This window comes from Pyruvatibacter mobilis (assembly GCF_012848855.1).
GTDB lineage: Bacteria > Pseudomonadota > Alphaproteobacteria > CGMCC-115125 > CGMCC-115125 > Pyruvatibacter > Pyruvatibacter mobilis.
On the sequence record NZ_CP051630.1, the window covers coordinates 921,395 to 937,526 of the forward strand.

Annotated in this window: 16 protein-coding genes and 1 tRNA gene; 8 read left to right on the plus strand and 9 right to left on the minus strand. The window is 64.4% G+C overall.

From position 1 onward, the window contains the following. Nucleotides 1–13: 13 nt before the first annotated feature. The 4 genes from HG718_RS04260 to HG718_RS04275 all read left to right on the plus strand — a co-directional run bounded on the left by HG718_RS04260 (nucleotide 14) and on the right by HG718_RS04275 (nucleotide 2,439). Complete coding sequence (locus HG718_RS04260) at nucleotides 14–424, plus strand: PaaI family thioesterase (protein ID WP_160588929.1); 411 nt, start codon at nucleotides 14–16, stop codon at nucleotides 422–424. Nucleotides 425–951: 527 nt separating this feature from the next. After that, nucleotides 952–1,038 (plus strand) — tRNA-Leu (locus tag HG718_RS04265). Nucleotides 1,039–1,053: 15 nt separating this feature from the next. Beyond that, nucleotides 1,054–1,821, plus strand: coding sequence for a DUF4145 domain-containing protein (locus tag HG718_RS04270; RefSeq protein ID WP_160588928.1), 768 nt, complete (start codon nucleotides 1,054–1,056; stop codon nucleotides 1,819–1,821). 210 nt (nucleotides 1,822–2,031) lie between these two features. Further along, complete coding sequence (locus HG718_RS04275) at nucleotides 2,032–2,439, plus strand: DUF1801 domain-containing protein (protein ID WP_160588927.1); 408 nt, start codon at nucleotides 2,032–2,034, stop codon at nucleotides 2,437–2,439. A 9-nt stretch (nucleotides 2,440–2,448) separates the two neighbouring features. Here the strand turns inward: HG718_RS04275 and HG718_RS04280 are convergent, their stop codons facing one another. From HG718_RS04280 to HG718_RS04300, 5 genes are all read right to left on the minus strand, one after another. Continuing rightward, nucleotides 2,449–3,924 (minus strand): UdgX family uracil-DNA binding protein, encoded by a 1,476-nt coding sequence (locus tag HG718_RS04280; RefSeq protein WP_160588926.1) that lies wholly within the window; start codon nucleotides 3,922–3,924, stop codon nucleotides 2,449–2,451. Next, nucleotides 3,921–5,174 (minus strand): putative DNA modification/repair radical SAM protein, encoded by a 1,254-nt coding sequence (locus tag HG718_RS04285; RefSeq protein WP_160588925.1) that lies wholly within the window; start codon nucleotides 5,172–5,174, stop codon nucleotides 3,921–3,923. Before HG718_RS04285 ends, HG718_RS04280 begins: the two co-directional genes overlap by 4 nt. Before the next feature lie 117 nt (nucleotides 5,175–5,291). Further along, nucleotides 5,292–5,552 (minus strand): zinc-finger domain-containing protein, encoded by a 261-nt coding sequence (locus tag HG718_RS04290; RefSeq protein ID WP_027843468.1) that lies wholly within the window; start codon nucleotides 5,550–5,552, stop codon nucleotides 5,292–5,294. Between the two features lie 97 nt (nucleotides 5,553–5,649). Beyond that, the gene (locus HG718_RS04295) at nucleotides 5,650–6,603 is read right to left on the minus strand and encodes an alpha/beta fold hydrolase (protein ID WP_160588924.1); all 954 of its coding nucleotides are present in this window, start codon (nucleotides 6,601–6,603) and stop codon (nucleotides 5,650–5,652) included. A gap of 140 nt (nucleotides 6,604–6,743) precedes the next feature. After that, entirely contained in the window at nucleotides 6,744–7,670 is a 927-nt protein-coding gene (locus HG718_RS04300; RefSeq protein ID WP_160588923.1) for a hypothetical protein, read from the minus strand. Between the two features lie 415 nt (nucleotides 7,671–8,085). On the opposite strand from HG718_RS04300, the gene HG718_RS04305 reads away from it, so the two are divergent. Further along, nucleotides 8,086–9,516: an MFS transporter gene (locus HG718_RS04305; RefSeq protein ID WP_160588922.1), complete on the plus strand. Its 1,431-nt coding sequence runs from the start codon at nucleotides 8,086–8,088 to the stop codon at nucleotides 9,514–9,516. Between the two features lie 41 nt (nucleotides 9,517–9,557). Further along, complete coding sequence (locus tag HG718_RS04310; protein WP_160588921.1) at nucleotides 9,558–10,913, plus strand: MFS transporter; 1,356 nt, start codon at nucleotides 9,558–9,560, stop codon at nucleotides 10,911–10,913. Between the two features lie 28 nt (nucleotides 10,914–10,941). On the opposite strand, the gene HG718_RS04315 is transcribed toward HG718_RS04310, so the two are convergent. Then, nucleotides 10,942–12,198 carry a M20 family metallopeptidase gene (locus tag HG718_RS04315; RefSeq protein ID WP_027843464.1) on the minus strand — a complete coding sequence of 419 codons (1,257 nt, stop codon included), beginning with the start codon at nucleotides 12,196–12,198 and terminating at the stop codon, nucleotides 10,942–10,944. A 67-nt stretch (nucleotides 12,199–12,265) separates the two neighbouring features. On the opposite strand from HG718_RS04315, the gene HG718_RS04320 reads away from it, so the two are divergent. After that, nucleotides 12,266–13,033 carry an alpha/beta fold hydrolase gene (locus tag HG718_RS04320; RefSeq protein ID WP_160588920.1) on the plus strand — a complete coding sequence of 256 codons (768 nt, stop codon included), beginning with the start codon at nucleotides 12,266–12,268 and terminating at the stop codon, nucleotides 13,031–13,033. Between the two features lie 111 nt (nucleotides 13,034–13,144). Here HG718_RS04320 and HG718_RS04325 read toward each other — a convergent pair whose 3' ends face one another. The 3 genes from HG718_RS04325 to HG718_RS04335 all read right to left on the minus strand — a co-directional run bounded on the left by HG718_RS04325 (nucleotide 13,145) and on the right by HG718_RS04335 (nucleotide 15,562). Beyond that, entirely contained in the window at nucleotides 13,145–13,894 is a 750-nt protein-coding gene (locus tag HG718_RS04325) for a TorF family putative porin (RefSeq protein ID WP_160588919.1), read from the minus strand. A 453-nt stretch (nucleotides 13,895–14,347) separates the two neighbouring features. Next, on the minus strand, nucleotides 14,348–14,746 hold the full coding sequence (locus HG718_RS04330; protein ID WP_027843462.1) for a RidA family protein: 399 nt from the start codon (nucleotides 14,744–14,746) through the stop codon (nucleotides 14,348–14,350). 27 nt (nucleotides 14,747–14,773) lie between these two features. Further along, on the minus strand, nucleotides 14,774–15,562 hold the full coding sequence (locus HG718_RS04335; protein WP_160588918.1) for an SDR family NAD(P)-dependent oxidoreductase: 789 nt from the start codon (nucleotides 15,560–15,562) through the stop codon (nucleotides 14,774–14,776). Nucleotides 15,563–15,763: 201 nt separating this feature from the next. On the opposite strand from HG718_RS04335, the gene HG718_RS04340 reads away from it, so the two are divergent. Next, nucleotides 15,764–16,132, plus strand: coding sequence for a DUF427 domain-containing protein (locus HG718_RS04340; protein WP_373868328.1), 369 nt, complete (start codon nucleotides 15,764–15,766; stop codon nucleotides 16,130–16,132).

Here is a 16,132-nt window from a genome sequence, read left to right on the forward strand (position 1 = left end):
TCAGGAGGCCCCGATGACCGATACCCCGGACACCGTCACCCAGCTCAACGCCAACCCGCTGCCGCTTGCCCGCCATCTGGGCATCCGCTTCGTCGCCGCCACGGCGGATGAGGTGGTGGCCGAGCTGGAGGTCACCGAAGCGCTCTGCACCGCGGGGCATATCCTGCATGGCGGCACCGCAATGGCGCTGGCCGACACGGTGGGCGCGGTCGCCACCTTCCTCAATCTGCCCGAGGGTGCCGGCGGCACCACCACCATCGAGAGCAAGACCAATTTCCTCGCCGCCTGTCCCGCGGGGCAGGTGGTGCGGGCCACCGCCACGCCGGTCCATCGCGGCCGCCGCACCCAGATGTGGCAGACGCGGATTACCCGCGCGGACGGCAAGCTCGTCGCCGTCACCAGCCAGACGCAGATGGTGCTCTAGGCCCGCACTTATCCTCGCGGGCGTGAGTCTGTGGGCATGTGGAGCGATGCGGATTATCGAGTCTTGTCAGTGGCCTGACGGGATATCCACAAGACCCTGAATCGCAATTGCCCACAGCCCGGGGCGGCGTGTCTGCCTCCCGGCCCCGCGCGCCGCGCCACTCGCCGACGCCTGATGTTGCACGCCTGCCCGCAGCCGCTATGGTCGCGCGGTTGTCGGCCACGGGGTGATTCCGGGCGCATGCGGGCTTGGTGGAATTGGTAGACACAAGGGACTTAAAACGACTTTTAGTCCCCATCCTGAAGAAACAACGACTTGTGGAGAAAGTTAGAACTGTTCCTTGCTCACAAGTCCCTGAACCTATGGGGGTATCAAGTCACCCTTGGATTGATTGGGTGAGGATTTCAGCCAAAAAAATCTGTTTCTGCAACAAAGTCCCCTGCTAATTGCAGGGGTGGATTAGTGAAGCTCTTTCGGTGAGGTGATTGTTGCGGCAGTTGCTGCAATGCAACCTTTCCTATCCTCGTGCGGGCGTGGCGAAACTGGTATACGCACAAGACTTAAAATCTTGGGTCCGATAGGACGTGCGGGTTCGATCCCCGCCGCCCGCACCATAGGATTAATTGCATATGGAACCACCTTTTTCTTGGACCTGCCCCTACTGCGGGCAACCGACTACGATAACCGCTGCAAGCATCAAAAACCAAACTGTCGTCATGGCTTCTGTCCAGAAAAAAAAGCCCTCTATCGCCCTGAGGGCACAGGCCATTGGCTGTCCTAATCCTAATTGTGGAGAGCTCACGCTTTCGGTGGCCGCTTGGTACGCCAAGGGGAGCGGGGGGCAACGTGTCAAACAAGAAGAAATTGGTATTTGGAAGCTTCTACCGGAATCGAATGCAAAGCCGATCCCGGAGTACGTGCCGGAGGCCATAAGGGATGCCTATCAGCAAGCGGCAAGAATAGTTGAACTCAGTCCGAACGCGTCTGCGGCGCTTTCTCGTCGCTGTCTGCAAGGCATCATTCGTGATTTTTGGAATTTGCCGGAAGGCAAAAGAGGCAAATTAGGTGCGGAGATCAGTTCGCTTTCCGATCAAATTGACCCTGAACTTCTGAAAGAAATTGAGGCAATACGGGCGATCGGAGACATCGGCGCGCATATGGACAAGCACGTTGATATGGTCGTGGATGTCGAGCCAGAGGAAGCCCGCCTTCTCGTAGCTCTCATCGAAATTCTAATCGACCGTTGGTACGTCAACCGCAAGAAGCGTTCGGAGCAAACCGCCAAGCTTCATGAGATTGTGGCGAATAAACGGGCACAAAAACGGAAAAACAAACAGGAAAAAAAGGCATCTGACGGCCCTTCTGTGACCAACTTAGAGAATGAGCAAGGGACCTAGTCTCCTTACTTTTTTTGTTGCCGCAACTGTTGCCGGAAATGCGACTGGCTGCATTTTCTTCCAGCTAAGTGCTTGAATTTCTTAGGGGTTTGGGGACTTAAAATCCCTCGGACGGTAACGTCCATGCCGGTTCAAGTCCGGCAGCCCGCACCACCGCACGCTATCTTGCAGCATCCGGGTACTGTCCCGACGCGCGATGAGGTCATCGCCATGGCAGAGAACAAGACCGTTCCCACACGGGCCTCCGTGAATGCCTTTCTGGATGGTGTTGCCCCCGCGCGGCGTCAGGCGGATGCGCGGGTGGCGCTTGAGATCTATCGGCGCGTCACGGGGCTTGAGCCCGTCATGTGGGGGCCGTCGATCATCGGGTTCGGTGAGCGGCGCTACACCACGGATGCCGGTCGCGCGGGGCGGGTACCCGCAGCCTGCTTCTCGCCGCGCAAGGCCAACATGACCTTCTATGTGCGTGACAGCTTCCCCGAAGCTGAGACGCTTTACGCCCGGCTCGGCAAGCATCGCCGTTCCGTCGCCTGCCTTTACATCAACAAGCTGGATGATGTGGATCTCGCTGTGCTGGAAGAGATCATCGCCCGGCAATATGCGGCGGACATCGCCTGAGCCGCGGGCCTAGCCGGCAGCCTCCAGACATCGCCGCGCCGTCGTCAGGTCGGCCAGCATGTTGCCGCGCAATTGCCGCGCGGCCTCGGCATTGCGCTGACGCAGCAGGGCGGAGGGGTGGTTGGTCACCACCAGTTGCGTGCCGTCCGCCATGTCGTGAACTGCGCCGCGCATGGCGTTGAGGGTCACAGTTTGGCCTGTCAGTGCGCGGGCGGCGGTCACGCCGAGGGCGACGACTACGCGCGGGCGCACCAGCTCCAGCTCTTTTGCCAGCCACCATTGGCAATGGGCCACTTCGCCCGCATCGGGCGAGCGGTGCAGCCGCCGCCTGCCGCGCAGCTCGAACTTGAAGTGCTTCACCGCATTGGTGACGAAAGCGCGGTCCCGCAGGATGCCTGTCTCGCGCAGCACGTCATTCAGCACATCGCCCGCCGGTCCCACAAAGGGTTTGCCGGCGATGTCCTCATGGTCGCCGGGCTGTTCGCCCACCAGCATCAGCGGCGCATCCCCCGGCCCCGCGCCGGGCACGGCCTGGGTCGCGCCGCAATGAAGCGGGCAGCGGGTGCAGCTGCGGCCCGCCGCTGCAAGGTCGTCGAGCGAGCGGATCGGCGCGTCCGCTGCGCGGCTGCCTGCCTCATGGTCGCGGCGGACACGGGTCGAGCGGGCGGGGGCGCGGGGCGCTGTGTCCTGCATTGCCTGGTGGCGCTTTTGCGCGTCGGCGATCAGCGGGTCGATCAGCTGCGCCTCGGGCAGGTTCTTCCAATATTTCTTCGGCATCTCCGCCGTCATCGCCTTCACCATCAGCCGGGCGGGGTTGAAGGTGCTGGCAAAATAGGTGCGCCACAGATCTTCCGCCGGGTCACCGTCGGGCGCCTGGCTGCGCGGCACGCCGGGGGTGAAGGACAGGGTTTCGCCATCCCAATGGGCGCAGCGCTCGGGCGTCAGGATCGACCAGCTCTGGCCCGCAAAGCGGCGCATGAAGAAGGGGGCCGTGGCATCGACAATGTGATGGTCCGGCTCGAACCAGGCGACGAAATGCGGGCGGTCATCCGCACCCTGATCGGGTGTCACCTCGCGGAACCGCACGAAGGCTTTCATCTTGTGCGCGTCGCGGGAGACGGCCTTGGCCATCAGATGCGCCCGGTGCATGTCGTCATCGCCGGCGTCCGACAAAAGCTGCGGCTCTTCGCGCAGGCGGCGGAACAGGCGGTAGGCGAGGGTGAAGCGGTCATCCGCGCTGTGGCAGATCAGCTTCTGCGCCAGCGACACAAACGCCCCCGGCACGGTGCGCGCGGCGTTGCCTGTGGGCAGCTCCTGGTAGGGGCGCGCTGCGGGCAACAGAAAGTCCGGCTGCGGATCACCCTCGCAGCGCCATTGCACGCAGCCGGGCTGCACATGGTTGGCGTCCAGCCTGCGGGCGGCGCTGCGCCAGCCGGTGAAGTCGGCGTCATGAGCAAGGGTGACGGCATATGTGACGGGCATCATGGCGCGTCGAACAGCTCCATTTGCTTGGGCGGGCGCAGGCTTGCCTCCAGCCCTGCCGCATCCAGCATCTGTGTCGGCCGCCAGTCAGCAGCGACAAGGAAGGGCAGAGCGCGTTTCAGGGCGCGGGTCATCTTGCTGAGGTCATCCAGCCGCAGGCTGCGGTGGCGGCGGGTTTTCAGGATGGCCTTCACCGCCGTTGTGCCGATACCGGGGATGCGCAGCAGCATCTCGCGGTCGGCCTTGTTGACGTCCACCGGAAACACATGCCGGTTGCGCAGGGCCCAAGCGAGCTTGGGGTCGATATCGAGATCGAGCATGCCGCCGGTGGTCGCCGCCTCAATCTCCGGCATCTCGAAGCCGTAAAACCGGTGCAGCCAGTCCGCCTGATAGAGCCGGTGCTCGCGTTTAAGCGGCGGGGCCTTGAGCGGCAGCACGGCGGAGGGGGCGGGGATGGGGCTGAAGGCCGAGTAATAGACCCGCCGCAGCCCGTAGCCCGCATAGAGGGTGGCGCTGGTGGTCAGGATCTCCGCGTCGCTTGCCGCGTCAGCCCCCACGATCATCTGGGTGGATTGCCCGCCGGGCGCAAAGCGCGGTGGCTTGGCGCGGCGCAGGGTCCTGTCGCGCCTGGCGTCCTTGGCGTCTTCGATGCGGCTGCGCACATGGCCCATGGCGGTGCGGATCGTGGTCTCGTCCTTTTCCGGTGCCAGCTGCTTCAGCCCGGCGCGGGTCGGCAGTTCCACATTGATCGACAGTCGGTCGGCCAGCCGCCCCGCTTCGCTCATCAGCTCCGGCGAACATTCGGGGATGGTCTTGAGGTGCACATAGCCGGAAAAGCGGTGCTCGGTGCGCAGCAGCCGCACCGCTTCCAGCATCAGTTCCATCGTGTAATCCGAGGTGCGGATGATGCCGGACGACAGGAACAGCCCTTCGATGTAGTTGCGGCGGTAAAACGCCATTGTCAGGTCCGCCACCTCCGCAGGGGTGAAGGCGGCCCGCTCCACATTGCTCGACACCCGGTTGATGCAATAGGCGCAGTCATAGATGCACGCATTGGTCAGCAGGATCTTCAGCAGCGAAATGCACCGGCCGTCCGGCGCATAGGCGTGACAAATACCCATGCCCTCGGTGGAGCCGATGCCCTTGTCCTTCAGCGCGTTGCGGTTGCCGGCACCGGATGACGCGCAGGAGGCGTCATATTTCGCAGCGTCGGCGAGGATGGCGAGACGGTCCTGGAGGGATTTTTGCGGCATGGCCCCGGGCATTGAGAACGGACGGACAGGAACGGTTTGTTCCTGTTATGTTCTATGGCGGGGCGACCGAAGGTCAAGGCTGATCGGGCAAGCCGGGCAAAGAAAAAGGGGAGGCTGCTACCGCCGGTCCGGGTCGGTGGCTTCCGGCACCAGGATCGCGCCCGCGGGGACGCTTTCGGTCGGGGCCAGCTTTTCGTTGTAGCGGTAGACGGTCGAGCAATAGGGGCAGATCGTTTCCGTGTCGCCGCCCATGTCCAGATAGACATGCGGGTGGTCGTGCGGCGCGCTGGCGCCCGTGCAGTAGAATTCCTTCACGCCGACCTCGATCACCGCGACCGCGTCGTCATTCCTGAATTTCGGCACCACTGCTCCGGCCATGGGTTCGCCTGTCCTCTAGAACTGAATCACCGCGCCGGCCAATGCGGCGCGCCGGGCCTTTCTAGCCCTTCGATGCGGCCAGCCGCAAGCGTGCGCTTCAGCGCGCGGGCGCGCCGGGGCCCTCGGTAAAGAACGTGACCAGAAGCGGGTTGGCGTCGGCGTGGCGCTTGTAATTGAGGCCGTGGTCGGCCCCCTCCAGCACGTGGACAGTCGCGGCGGGCACGGTTTCCTCCAGCCGCGCGGCGCTTGATACCTGGACGGTGGGGTCATCGGCGCCGAACAGGGCAGTCACCGGCAGGCCGGTTTCCGCCAGCCGTGCGAAGGTGTCCTCGCGGCCGGTCAGCTTCATGTGGCGCATGGTGGAGAGCAGGGCGTGGAAATAGCCGCGATACTGCATCTGCTCTGCCACGTCGCCCGCCAGGCGGTTTTCCGGCTCCAGGCCCTCTTCCTGGTATTGCGGGTCACCCAGCAGGATGCTTTCGCCCGCCACGCGCCAGATGAGGTCGCCGATCAGCGGCGTGCGCACCAGCCGGGCAGCGGTGCTGTCGGTGCCGGCCACGTCGAAGCCCGCGGGCACGAACAGGAACACGCCGGACACCCGTTCCGGGTGCCGGGCGGCGAATTCCGCGACGATCGGCCCGCCCATCGACAGGCCCACGAGCCCCACCGGCGCGGTCAGCCCCTCGGCGTCCATCAGCTCCAGCAGCGCCCGGTCATAGAAATCCGTGTCATAGGGCCCCATCGGCCGGTCCGACCAGCCGCGCCCGAAATGATCAAAGCGGATCACCCGCAGACCCGCTTCCGTCAGCGCCGCCACATTCTGTTCGAAGATGAAATTGGGCGTGGAGAAGCCGTGAACCATCACCACCACCGGCCCGTCAGCCGGGCCGTCGCGGCGCACATGCAGCCTGCCGGCGCTCACCTGCACCAGGTCGCCGGGTGCCTTGGCGCGGGCGGCCTCGTCCATCGGCTTGCGTGCCATGCCGGCCGCCACATAGGCCAGTGCCGCCGCAGCCAGAAGAATGCCGAGACCGATGACGATCCATTTCATGATCCAACCCCCCGATGGCGCGGTGCGGATGCCCGCGCTTTTTGTTTGTTCGTTAGTCTGTGTGTCAGGGCCGTGTGACCCCCCGCGTCGCCCCATGGGGGTAGCCGTGTCCCGCGTCCCTGTCCAGCGCCTGAAAAGGTCTAGCCCCCCGCTTCGATCCCCAGGGCCCGCGCCAGCCAGTAAAGCGGCCACAGCAGGGACTTTGCCGCAGCGAGCGCCAGCGATACACCCCAGCGCCAGCTGTCCCAGGCCAGCGCGGCGTGACCGCCTGCAGCCACCACATCCTCCCACACCAGCGCCATCACGCTGCCCGCAAAGCCGACGCCGTAGAGGGCACGCAGGGGCCGCAGGCGCGGCAGGCGCAGGGCAGGGGCGGCCGGTTCAGCTGTCTGTGCTCTCGCCCGGCCCGCATAGATGCGCCGCGGCGAGGGCGGGGTGGCGCCTGCGCTGAACAGGCATTTTTCCACCAGCGCCCGGCTGATGCTGACTGACAGGTCGGCGGAGGGCACGGCCCGGCCGTGGGGATGGCTTGACGGCGCAAACGCACTGGCAAAGCGGATGTCGCGGTTCTGCTGGCGTGCCGCCGTGCGCGTGTCCTGCGCCAGCGCCATGAAGCCCGGGCCCGCGCCCATTACCATCAGGATGCCGATATTCCGGTCACGGAGCTGTGCCGTGCCGTCCAGCGCCATGCGCAGGGTCACGTCGCCGGGCTGGGTTGTCAGCCTCGCGCTGGTGCCGCCCACGCGCTTGAGCCAGGCTGCGCGGGTGCCGGTGTCGTCCAGGAGCGTGTCAGACGTGTTATCCGTGTGCGGATCGCTGGAGGCATAGACGGTGAGGCGGGCAAGATCCCAGCCGCGTTCGGCTGCCAGCCGTTCCGCGAGCGCCTGCGGGTTGACGGATGCGTAGCCGGGGCCGAAGGCATGGGCGAGGCTGGCGCGCAGATTGTCGGCATGGCACAGCACCGCTACCCGCGCCGGAGAACCGGTGCCCGTGCCGGTCCCGCCGCCGTCCTCCCGGTCAGGTGCGGTCGTGCCGGTGCCGCCGGGCGCCTCTGTCTGCGTGGTCATGGATCCCCGTTCCCCCGATCGTCCCGCACCGCTGATGCGGATCATGGCTCCGCACCTGCTGCCTCCCGGTGCCTGCGTTCATCTCCACCGCTGTCACCAGCCGCCCCCCGGTGGTGTGTGACGTCGCTTATGTGAAATGACCGCCGGACATGTGGCCGGACAGGTGCAGTGTGCGGCGTCGCTGTGTCTGCTGCAACGCACAAATCACCGGTTTTTTGACCCTGCGTGAGACGCTTTGCCTTCTCTGCCAATATCTTTGTGCGTATCATCGGCAAGAATAACAACGTGAGTGCGACCGCTTCATCACAGGAAGCGCGTTTAATCAGCCATCACAAAAAGGGGCCGGAGGCCCGGCGCATGCAGCCGGGGCATTCGCGCGCCACAGGGGACGTGACCCAGGGAGGTATTGGGCCGCATGGAGAGTCGTATTGCGCCGGACACGACCGGCGCTTCCGGACAGAGTGATCAGCCGCGCCTCGGCAACTGGACCAAGACAGCCTTCGCTCTTCCCGCCGCGCCGATCGCCGCCATGGGGCTTCCCATTGTGGTCTATCTGCCGCCGTTCTACGCCAATGAAATGGGTCTCGGCCTGGCGCTGGTGGGCTACATCTTCATGATCACCCGGTTTTGGGACGTGTTCACCGATCCCGTCCTCGGCGTGCTTTCCGACAAGTACAAGACCCGGTGGGGCAGGCGGCGGCACTGGATCGTGCTGTCCGTGCCCATCATGCTGGTGTCGGTCTGGATGGTGTTCATGCCGGAGGCGCCGGTCAGCGGCGGCTACCTGCTGATCTGGATGGTCATCCTTTACATTGGCTGGACGCTGCTCACCCTGTCGCACATGTCGTGGGGGGCGGAGCTGACGCCCGACTACAATGAGCGCTCCTCCGTGCAGGCCTTCCGCGAGATGGCGCTCATTGGCGGCATGATCCTGGTGCTGCTGATGCCGGTCTTCATCGAGGCGATGGAGCCTGAAAATCTCGGCGCGGCGCGTGTGGCCTCCATGGGCTGGTTCGTGCTCATCCTGCTGCCGATCACCGTCGCCATCGCCGTGTGGGTGGTGCCCGAGCGCCGGGTGCCGGACCCGGTCCATGTGCGCTGGCAGGAGGCGGTGCGCGTGCTGGTCGCCAATGCGCCGCTGCGCCGTGTGCTGGTGGCTGATCTCATCAGCGGTGTGTCCGGCGGCATCGTCACCGGCCTGTTCCTGTTCCTCGCCGCCGATGTGCTGGACCTCAAGAACGCCAGCCTGCTGATCCTCGTCTATCTCACCTCCGGCTGCCTGTTCGTGCCGATCATCGTGCGGCTGTCCTACAAATGGGGCAAGCACCGCACGCTGGCCTATTCGTCGCTGTTCTCCGCCGTTACCGTGCCGCTCATCTTCCTGGTGTCGCCGGGCGATCTTTTGTTCGCGGTGTTCATCTGGATCTGCCTGGGCGTGAACATGGGGGCTGGGCCGTTCCTGTTCCGCTCCATCATGGCGGATGTGGCTGACCATGACGAAGTGCAGGGCCACAATCAGCGTACCGGGCTGTTCTATTCGCTGCTCACGCTCACCAACAAGGTGGGGGCGGCGCTGGCGGTGGGCATCACCTATCCGGCGCTTGAGCTTGTGGGCTTTGTTCCGGGGGTTGAGAATGCGTCCGCCGCCGAGATGGGGCTGCGGATGATCTATGTGCTGCCGCCCATGGCCATCGGCTTCATCGTGGCGTGGGTCATGTGGAATTTCCCCATCGACGAGGAAACCCAGAGCGAGAACCGGCGCATCCTGTCCCAGCGGGCTGCGGCGGCGGAAGGGGCGGGCGGCAATGCCGGTGCCTCCATCGCCCCCCTTGGCGGATCAGACTGAGCCCCCATATCTCCTGAAGCGACAGACACAGAAGAGTGCCCATGTCCTCCCTCTCCCTGACGCCGCTCAGGCTGCTTGCCTTTGCCTCGCCGGCCATTCCCATCGCGGCAATGGGCCTGCCCATCTCGGTCTATCTGCCGCCGTTCTATGCCAACGAAATGGGGCTGGGGCTCGCGCTCGTCGGCACCATCTTCATGCTGGCGCGGTTCTGGGATGTGTTCACCGATCCCGTCCTCGGTGTCCTGTCAGACAAGTTCGTCACCCGCTGGGGGCGCCGGCGGCACTGGATCGTGCTGTCGGTGCCGATCATGCTGCTGGCCACGGTCATGCTGTTCATGCCCACGGCACCTGTTTCAGGCAGTTATCTGCTGATCTGGATGGTGGTGCTCTATGTGGGGTGGACGCTGCTCACCCTGTCGCACATGTCCTGGGGTGCCGAGCTTACGCCTGATTACAATGAGCGGTCGCTGGTGCAGGGCTGGCGCGAGGGTGCGCTTATTCTCGGCATGCTGCTGGTGCTCATCACGCCTGCGGTGATCGATTATCTGGGGGCGGAAGATGTGGGCAAGGCCCGTGTCGCCGCCATGGGCTGGTTCGTCGTCATCCTGCTGCCCATCACCGTAGCCTTCGCCGTCACCACCGTCGGTGAACGCGATGTGCCGCCGCCCAAGCATGTGCCGTTCCGCGAGGCGGTGGGCGTGATGCTGCGCAACCGCTATCTGCGCCGGCTGCTGGCAGCCGATCTCGCCAATGGTCTCGGCAGCGGCACCATGGCGGCGCTGTTCATCTTCGTGGCGTCCGATGTGCTCCAGATGGGCGGGTGGTCGAGTGTCATCCTGCTCGCCTATTTCGGCGCGGGCGTCATCTTCGTCCCGCTGATCGTCCGGCTGTCCTACCGCTTCGGAAAGCATCTCACCCTGGCAGTGTCGGCGCTGGCCAATGGTATCGGCCTGCCGCTGATGTATCTCGTGGGCCCGGGCGATGTGTTGCTGATGGTGATCTTCACCGCCCTGTTCGGCATCAATCTCGGCGCGGGCTCGTTCCTGCTGCGGTCGGTGATGGCGGATGTGGCGGACCATGACCAGGTGGAGACGGGCAATCAGCGCACGGGCCTGTTCTTCTCGCTGCTGACGATGACCAGCAAGGTCGGGGCCGCGATTGCCGTCGGTGTCACCTATGCGCTGATCGACGGGCTCGGCTTCATGCCCGGCAAGGAGAACACGCCGCAGGCGCTTGAGGCCGTGCGCGCCACCTTCATCTGGTTGCCGACGCTCATGTATTTCGCGGTGGCGGGCATCATGTGGCACTTCCCGCTGGACGAAGCGCGGCAGAAGGAAAACCGCCGCATCATCATGGAACGCGCCGAACGCGAGCCGCCCATCGTGCCGTTCGAATAGGGAAGAGCCGCTGTAAGGCTCCCGTGCCTCAGCAGCAGCCGCAGCCGCCGATCTCGGCCAGCCCGTCCGGATTGTAGGCCATGGAGACCGCGTTGCGGGACACTTCGGCGGTTTCCTCGAACTCTGCCCTGGCAGCCGCCTGCATGTCCGGGGACATCAGGAAATCGAGCGCTGTCATCGCCAGTGCCTTCGCGCCGTCCACCACTGCCTTGTCGCCAAGGTCGGAGCCCGCCCATTTGGCGAATTCCGGATTGTGGATCACCACATTGGCCGGGGCGCAGGAGATCATCGGGTGGATTGACGGCACCCGGTGGGAGACATTGCCCATGTCGGTGGACCCGGCCGAGCTCGACGGCAGCAGCGACAGGTCGATGAAGTCGCGGCCGAGTGCCGTCGCATTGGCCACATAGGCCTGGGACAGGGGCCAGCTCGTCTTCATGTCCAGATAATCCGCTTTCGCCCATTCCACCTCCGCCGTGCAGCCCGACGACAGTGCACCGGCGTCGAAGCAGGCCTGCACGCGGGTCTTGAGCTGGGCGAGGTCGTTGGCGTTCTTGGCGCGCACATAGAACAGGCCCGAGGCCTTGTCCGGCACGATGTTGGGCGCAAGGCCCGTCTCGGTGAAAATGCCGTGGATGCGCTCCGTCGGCCGGATGTGCTGACGCAGCTGCGCCAGTGTCTGGTAGGCGGTCACCAGCGCGTCCAGCGCGTTGAGGCCCGCATGGGGCATGGCCGAGGCATGGGCTGACTTGCCGTGATAGGTCACGCGCACTTCACTCACGCAGATGCAGGGCATGGTCTCAAGGTCGATGCCTGCCGGATGCACCATCATGGCGGCATCCAGCCCGTCAAACGCGCCGTCCTGTGCCATCAGTTCCTTGCCGCCGCCCATTTCCTCAGCCGGGGTGCCGAGATAGCGGATGCGGCCGGGCAGGCGGCCATTCAGCGCCGCAAGGCCAAGCGCTGCGCCAAGGCCGGTCGTGGCGATGATGTTGTGGCCGCAGGCATGGCCGATGCCGGGCAGGGCGTCATACTCAGACAGGATCGCCACTTCCGCGCCGCCCTCGCCGAAGCTTGAGGCATAGGCTGTCTCGAGGCCGAAGGCGTTGCGGGTGGCGGGCACGTCATGCTTGTCGAGGGTGTCCGCCAGCAGGCCTGCTGCGAAATGCTCGTGAAAGGCCAGTTCCGGGCGCGCGTGAATCTGGTGGCTGATGTCGATCAGTTCCGGCGCCAGGGCGTCGATGCGGTCGCAGGTTTCGCGCTTCAGCGTGGCCAGATCACTCACGGGGCATCGTCCTTTCATGTCATAAGGTGCGAAACTCTACACGACCCACGGGCAGGTTAAACAGGCGATGTCGAAAACGGTCACGCGCGGTGACGCGCACATTCACGTGTATCAGAGTGAGGCTGCGGGCGAGGCGGGGCGCATGCCGCTCGTGCTGGTGCACGGCTTTGCATCGGACCATGTTACCAACTGGGTTGGCCCCGGCTGGATTGCCCCGCTGGAAGAAGCAGGCTTTGCGGTCTTCGCGCCCGACATGCGCGGCCACGGCAAGAGCACGGCGTTTTATGCGCCCGAGGATTACGCGCTTGATGAAATGGCGGCGGATGTGGCCGCGGTCATCGAGGATGTGTCCGATGGTCCGGTGGCGCTGATGGGCTATTCCATGGGCGGCTTCATCTCCGCAACGCTTGCCGCCGCGCGGCCTGATCTCGTGTCGCGGCTGGTGCTGGCGGGCGTCGGGGAAAACATGCTGCGGGATGCCTCGCGCCGCAACGGGGAGATCGCCGCGGGCCTGCTGTCAGAGGACGTGCCGCCCGCCGGGCAGGAAGTCGCCCGCCGCTTCCGCCTGTTCGCCGATCAGACGGGCGCTGACAAGCGGGCGCTTGCGGCCTGCATTCGCGGCATCACCAGGCAATTCACCGCAGACGAGCTGGGCCGCATCGCAGCCCCCACACTTGTCATTGCCGGGGAGACGGATGATGTGGCGCGTGACCCGGCCCCGCTGGCGGACCTTGTTCCGGGTGCGGAGTGTGTGATCGTGCCCCGGCGCGATCACATGCGCGCGGTGGGCGACAAGGTCACCAAGCAGGAGGTGCTGGCTTTCCTTGCGCGCTGACGCGGTTTCCGCGGCCGACAAATAAAAAGGGCCGGACCGCGCAAAGCCCCCACTTGCAACGCGATCCGGCCCGGCAAGGAGGGACGAGCTCCTTGGGGTTGGGTGTCCTGCCTAGAAGGCGTAGGACACGCCGAAGGTCAGTGCCTCATTGTCGGAGGTGCCGAGATCGACGGTCTCCGAATAGGTAAGGCTCAGATCCAGGTCCCAGACGGTGTAGCTGAGGCCGATGTTCCAGTCGGAGTAATCGTCCTGCGCGCCTTCCTGGAATTCCTGGAAGTTGTAGCCGGCGGAAATGCCGATGTCGTAGGGCAGGGGCACATCAACGCCGAACTGGTAGTAGAAGGCGTCGCCGGTGTCGCCGAAGAATTCCGGCGAATAGGCAATGCCCACGCTCGCGGCGGCGAAATCGAAGTCGTAGGACAGCGAGCCGTAGACTTCCCAGAAGTCGTAGTCGAGGCTCGAGGCCGCGCCCGGGTACCAGTAATAGAGGAAGCCGAAGTCGTAGGAGAGTTCCGGCAGGCTGTCGATCGAGTTGGCGAAGCCCGCATAGACGTCGACTTCGATGGAGGCCTGGTCCCCGTCATTGAAGTCCACGTTGGAGCCCCAGGCGCCCACATAGAAACCTGAGTCATGGCCCCAGTCGATGCCGCCCTGGATGGCCGCCTCGTTGTCGGTCTGCGTGACGCCGCGATAGATGTAGTCGGTGAAGAACCCCACATTGCCCGACAGCGAACCGCCCAGCACCTTGCCTTCGTCTTCCTCGGCCAGCGCCGGCTGCGCGGTCAGTGCCGCCGCGGCAAGCAGTGCCGCCGATGCCGTCATGGTAAGGCCGCGCGTGGTGAGCACCCCAATATTCTTCATGTATAAACCCCGTTTATCTTGCGCGTGAGGGGCTGGTTTACTTCCCTGTCAAAAGGGTGAGCATTACCGCTCGCAAAACAGCCCGTTTTGCGCTGGAGGAAACAGTCGTTTCCAGTCTTAGTGCTGCGGTGCGTGCCGGGAGGATTGGCGCGTCACCGACTTCACCGCTAACAGTGTTGTTGCGGTGCGTCAAAGACTCTAAGCCATTGAGTTAATTGGTTTATCGCCCAAGTATTCATCAATCCGTCATGGAAAATGCACAAATTGCAGGCGGCTTGGTGAAATGCCTGGAAACTGCGCGAAAAATTCTGCACAGGGCAAAGATCCGGATGCGTCATATTTGGGCGATAAAAATGTCACACAAACAAAAAAGCCGCCGAAACCGGCGGCTTTTCCGTGTTGTGGGCGATGTGTCCGGGCCCGAATCCCGGGCCCCGGCGGCACCGTGAGGCGCTATTTGACGCCCATCACCTCGATTTCGATCTTCAGCTCCGGCATGGCCAGGGAGCTGACACCGATCATGGTGACGCAGGGGGCGGGGCCGCCAAAGAAGCCCGCGAGCGGCCCGGCGGCTTCTGCGCTGTTTTCCGCCGTCAGCCCCACCACATAGACGCGCATGGCGGTCACATTGGCCGGGCCCGCGCCCACGGCTTCGAGCCCCAAGCGGACATTGTCGATGGCGATCTGCGCCTGCTCGCCCAGGCTGTCGGGCACCGGTGAGCCATCCCGCCGCCAGGCCACCTGGCCGGACATGCAGATGAGGTCGCCTGCGGGGGCAGTGGTCACCTGGGTGTAGCCCATGCGGGCGGAGTCCGGCAGCGTGTCCGGGTTGTGTCGTGAGACCTCTGTCATCGGGTCTTTCCTTCCTGAAGGTTCAAGTCAGCGTGCCACCAGCGGGGCATAGCCAAGATGCATGCCCGCGTCGGTGATCAGTGTTTCCCCCGTGATGTGTTCGCCGCCCTCGCAGGCGAAGAACACGGCTGCGTCTGCCACCAGTTCCGGTGTGCCTGCCTGTTTCAGCGGCATGGTTGCTTCCTGGTCCGCGACGATCGACTGGAATGCGTTGTCGCCGAACTTGTCCTTGAACCAGCGCGTGCCGATGAAGCCCGGGCAGATCGCGTTCACCCGCACTTCCGGCGCCAGCGAGCGGGCCAGCGAGATCGTCATGGTGTTGAGCGCGCCCTTGGACGCGGCATAGGCCACCGAGGAGCCGATGCCCGCCACGCCCGCGATGGACGAGACATTCACCACCTTGCCCTTGCCGTTCTCCTTGAGCTGCGGCAGGCAGGCGCGGATCATCTGGTAGGGGCCCACCACGTTGAGGCCGTAGATCCAGTGGAAGTCGTCGGCGTCCAGCTCGTCCATGTTGGCGTGGTCGGCGAACTTCGTGCCGCCGGCATTGTTCACCAGGATGTCGATGCCGCCGAAGGCCTCGACCGTCTCCTGCGCCATGCGGCGGCAGTCCTCGTCCTTGGACACGTCCGCCTGGCACAGCAGCGCCTTTGCGCCGGCCGCTTCGCAGGCCTTCGCCGTCTCTTCGGCTTCGGTTTTGCTCTTGGTGTAGTTGATCACCACATTGGCACCGCGTTCGGCCAGCTTGATGGCGATGGCAGCGCCCAGCCCTGTGGCCGAGCCCGTGATGATGGCGGTCTGTCCGTCGATGCGCATATGCGCCCCTCCCCGATAGGCGACACGATGGTGCGATAGGCGCACCACCCCGGTCAGCGGGACCGTGTCTTGTTGTTATGTGCGTGCTGACCCAACATAAGGGCATAGCGGGGGCACGGTTCAAGAACCAAACAGACAGCAAGGAACACGGCCATGTCCGGATCAGACACTGAAACAGCGCGCACGGTTTCCGGCGCCATGCTGCCCTCGAAACTCGCGCAATATCCCGGCCGCATCCGGCTGGAGCCTGTGGCAGGCGAGGTTACCGTCACCATGGGCGGTGTGAGCCTCGCGCGGACCAGTAACGCAATCCGCCTGCACGAGGGCGATTACCCGCCCGTGCTCTATGTGCCGCGGGCGGATGCCGACATGTCGGTTCTCACGGCCACCGATCACAGCACCTATTGTCCGTTCAAGGGGGCGGCGTCTTATTTCTCCGTCCAGGCTGATAGTGCAGGTAAAGACGGCACAAATGCTGTATGGTCCTATGAAGATCCGTTTGAAGAGCTGGCTGGCATCAAGGACCATCTGGCCTTTTATACGGACCGCGTAGACGTCCGGGAGGACTAG